Below are 4,200 nucleotides of genomic sequence, written 5' to 3' on the forward strand. Positions count from 1 at the left end.
TACATACGCCAGGGCGCACATCAAATTCATCCCTTCCCCTACGAATGCGGTGGAGCTGCCCACTAGTACCAGTTTCAGCAGGATTTTGATCACTTCTGTCAGCGCTCCGGCAACAGGACCCAGGAAGAACCCGGCGAACAGGGCGGGCAGGTCGGAAATCTCGAATTTCATATAAGCGGGCGCAAAGGGCAGAGGAAACTCGAAAGCCATCAGCAGCGAACTCAACGCCCCCAGTACGGCGATGAACACCAGCGCCCGGGGAGACAGTGTACGATTCACAGGAAAACACTCCTTTATATATTAGATGAAAAAAATCAATGACAGTGTAGCAAATCCCGGAAAACCTGTCAAATTCCGTGACAGACAGGTATTTTTATTGTACAATAAAGTGCTGCACATTCAAACAATACACATACGGGATGCAGGAAAGGAGCCGACAGGTTTTGACTAAACAATTGATCGTCAATGCGGATGATTTCGGCCGTCATGTGCTGATTGACCGGGCAGTGGAAGTGGGCGTACAAAGGGGCCTGATCCGATCGGCTACGGTAATGGTCACCGGCACTGCCTTTGATGATGCCGTGACTCTGGCCCGCCGCACACCGTCTCTGGGCATGGGCATCCATTTTATGCTGGTGAACGCCCGGCCGGTCCTCCCTCCTGACCTGATTCCCAGCCTGATCGACCCGGCTACCGGTGAACTGTGGCCCGACCACGGGGTGTTCGTGAAGCGTTTCCTTTCCGGCAAAATCAAGCTGCCGGAAGTGGCGAAGGAATGCCGGGCCCAGCTGGATACTTTTCTCAGCACGGGGCTGGTTCCTACCCATGCGGATAGCCACCAGCATATGCATGTGCTGCCGGGGATCATCGACATCATCATCGACTTCTGCCTGGATCACGGTATTCCGGCGATGCGGATCCCGGCCATCCCGGTGAGCCTTTTCGCTACCCGCCCCGGCAACCTTGGGGAACAGGTAGGACGTATGGGGCTCCATGTGCTTTCAGAACGGGCCAGACGCAAAGCTGTCGCCGCCGGACTTCGGGTACCGGAGCATTTCGGGGGTATCGTAGCAGGGGAAGCGGTGGATAAAAAAGCCCTGCGCCGGATCCTGCTGACTCTGAAAGAGGGTACCACGGAAATCATGCTCCATCCGGGTACGGATAACAAGGTACTGATTCCGGATACGGCCTGGGATCACGATTTCGAAGCGGAACTGGCGGGTGTCACCAATCCGGATCTGGTTGATCTGGTGGAGCAGCTGGGCATTCATGTGTGCAATTTCAGCAATTTATAGGAAGGATATTACCATGATCTATACTGTTACCTTCAATCCTTCTCTGGATTATGTGGTCACTGTTCCGAAACTGGAAGTGGGAGCCATCAACCGCACGAAGGGAGAGAAAGTATTTCCGGGAGGCAAGGGTATCAACGTGTCCTGGGTACTGCAGAACCTGGGCATTCCTACACGGATTTTGGGTTTCAAGGCTGGCTTTACCGGTGAGGAAATCCAGCGGCTGGTAGAAGTGCAGGGTATCGCCTGCGACCTGCTGTCTGTGGAAGAAGGCTTTTCCCGGATCAACGTGAAAGTGCGGTCGGAGGAAGAGACCGCCATCAACGGCCAGGGACCGGTCATCGGAAAAGCTGATCTGGAGCGCCTCCTGAAACAACTGGAAACCCTGCAGACGGGAGATATGCTGGTGCTTTCAGGGAGCGGTCCCAGCGGCTGCGCACCTACGCTCTATGGCAGGATTGCCCGTCTGATGCAACAGCGGAAGATTCCCTGCGTGGTGGATGCCACCGAAAAGCTTCTGGAAAATGCCCTGGAGGCAGGACCTTTCCTGGTAAAGCCCAACAAGGAAGAACTGGAAGACCTGTTGGGACGGAAGCTGCCTACAGAAGCGGACCTAGTGGAAGGAGCCCGGGAACTGCGGAAAAAGGGCGCCCGGAACGTGCTCATCAGCTTGGGAGGCGATGGAGCCCTGCTGGTGGACGCTTTCGATGCAGTACACCGCCATGCCGCACCCCGGGGACACATGGTGAATACGGTGGGGGCCGGTGACAGCATGGTAGCCGGATTCCTGGCCGGGTATCTGAAAAACCGGGATTATCAAGAAGCCCTGCACTGGGGCGTCTGCGCTGGCAGCGCTACGGCCTTCTCCATGCATCTGGCCACGCGGGAAACGATTGAAGAACTGATAAAGGGGAATTGAAGTATGCATATCACGGATTTACTGAAACGGGAAAGTGTGGAACTGAATGGTTCCGCCACGGACAAAAAAGACGCACTGGAAAAGATGGTTTCCCTGATGGTGAAACAGGGCAACATCGAGGATCCGGAAGAATATAAGAAGCGGGTGTTCGCCCGGGAAGAAGAAGGAAGTACCGGTGTAGGCGAAGGAGTAGCCATCCCTCACGCCAAGACAGCGGCAGTGACAAAGCCGGGGCTGGCTTTCATGCGCTGCAGGGACGGTGTGGAATTCGACAGCCTGGACGGGCAGCCTGCCAAATTGTTCTTCTTGATTGCCGCACCGGATACGAAGGACAATGTGCACCTGGATGTGCTGAGCCGCCTTTCCACCCTGCTCATGGATCCGGAATTCATTGACGGGCTTATGAACGTGGACAGCGTGGATGGCCTGTACAACATGATTGCCAAAGCTGAAAAGGAAAAATTCCCGGAAGAAGCAAAGAAAGAAGCTCCGGCTGCTGCGGAAGAAGCCAGCTCCCAGGGATATCGGGTGCTGGCTGTGACGGCCTGCCCTACGGGCATCGCCCATACGTATATGGCTGCCGAAAGTCTGGAACAGCACGCTGCCAGACGGGGCGTTTCCATTAAAGTAGAAACCAATGGCCAGAGCGGTGTGAAGAACGCGCTGACCGCCGATGATATTGCCAATGCCATGGGGATCATCGTGGCTGCGGACAAATACGTGCCCATGAACCGGTTCAAGGGCAAACGGGTAGTCATCGTGAAAGTGGCAGACGGCATCAATAAAGCCGACCAGCTGCTGGATGAAGCCCTGAGCGGCAATGCACCCGTATTCGAAGGGGAAGAGGGAGGTGCCGCCGGCCCGGAAGCGGAAGCCGCAGAAGAAAGCCAGGCCCGCAAAGCCTATAAGCATCTGATGAACGGCGTCAGCCACATGCTGCCGTTTGTTATCGGCGGGGGCATCCTGATTGCCCTGGCCTTCCTGTTCGACATGGGAGCCGCCGGGACAGCGAAGTTCGGGTCCAGCACGCCGCTGGCCAAGTTCTTCAAGGATGTGGGCGGTCTGGCCTTCAGCTTCATGATGCCCATGCTGGCCGGATTCATTGCTGCCAGTATTGCAGACCGGCCGGGCCTGCTGGTCGGGTTCGTGGCCGGCGCCATGGCGGCCAGTGGCGGCAGCGGGTTCTTTGGAGCCCTGGTGGGTGGTTTCGCTGCAGGCTACCTGATCCTGGTACTGAAGAAACTCCTGGGCTTTTTACCTGACTCCCTGGAAAACCTGAAACCCATTCTGCTGTACCCGGTACTGGGGCTGATGATCATGGGTGCTTTGATGGTGCTTATCATCAATCCGGTGATGGGCGCTGTGAACCACTGGGTGAACGGGGGGCTGACTTCCATGAGCGGCGGCAGCAAGGTTCTCCTGGGTCTGGTGCTGGGCGGAATGATGAGCATCGACTTCGGCGGCCCGCTGAACAAAGCAGCCTATGTGTTCGGGACGGCGTCCCTGGCCGGGGCTGACGGCCAGGCCATTTCTTCGCCGTTCATGGCATCCGTGATGATCGGGGGCATGGTGCCGCCGCTGGCCATTGCCGTGGCCTGCCGGCTGTTCCCTGGGAAGTTTACGGCGCAGGAACGGAGTTCGTCTCTGACCAACTTCGTCATGGGCCTGAGCTTTATCACCGAAGGGGCCATTCCTTTTGCGGCTGAGGATCCCAGCAGGGTGATTCCCGCCTGCTGCATTGGGGCAGCGGTAGCCGGCGCTCTGTCCATGGTATTCGGGTGCACCATCCCTGCACCCCACGGTGGCATTTTCGTGTTCGGCGTGGTCCACAACTGGCCTATGTACCTGGTGAGCCTGGTAGTGGGTACAGCCGTAGGGGCGGTGCTGCTGGGAGTGCTGAAAAAGAATAAATAAGATCCTGCAGTTCCCATGAAAGAACTGTAAATGATCCTTTGAGTTGGCCTTCACTGGCTGGTGATGGGGGTGTGA

Annotated in this window: 4 protein-coding genes; 3 read left to right on the forward strand and 1 reads right to left on the reverse strand. The window is 56.8% G+C overall.

Translation table 11 applies throughout. From position 1 onward, the window contains the following. The coding region (locus ACR0QW_RS10645; protein WP_432643614.1) for an ECF transporter S component at positions 1-279 on the reverse strand (279 nt) is incomplete at its 3' end. 164 nt (positions 280-443) lie between these two features. On the opposite strand from ACR0QW_RS10645, the gene ACR0QW_RS10650 reads away from it, so the two are divergent. From ACR0QW_RS10650 to ACR0QW_RS10660, 3 genes are read left to right on the forward strand one after another with little or no spacing between them, the layout of a single operon-like run. Next, the gene (locus ACR0QW_RS10650; protein ID WP_432643615.1) at positions 444-1,295 is read left to right on the forward strand and encodes a ChbG/HpnK family deacetylase; all 852 of its coding nucleotides are present in this window, start codon (positions 444-446) and stop codon (positions 1,293-1,295) included. Positions 1,296-1,308: 13 nt separating this feature from the next. Beyond that, complete coding sequence (gene pfkB / locus ACR0QW_RS10655; RefSeq protein ID WP_432643616.1) at positions 1,309-2,211, forward strand: 1-phosphofructokinase; 903 nt, start codon at positions 1,309-1,311, stop codon at positions 2,209-2,211. 3 nt (positions 2,212-2,214) lie between these two features. After that, entirely contained in the window at positions 2,215-4,125 is a 1,911-nt protein-coding gene (locus tag ACR0QW_RS10660) for a PTS fructose transporter subunit IIABC (RefSeq protein ID WP_432643617.1), read from the forward strand. Positions 4,126-4,200: the final 75 nt, after the last annotated feature.

The sequence above is a fragment of the Acidaminococcus sp. genome (assembly GCF_050873445.1).
In the GTDB taxonomy this organism is placed as follows: Bacteria; Bacillota; Negativicutes; order Acidaminococcales; family Acidaminococcaceae; genus Acidaminococcus.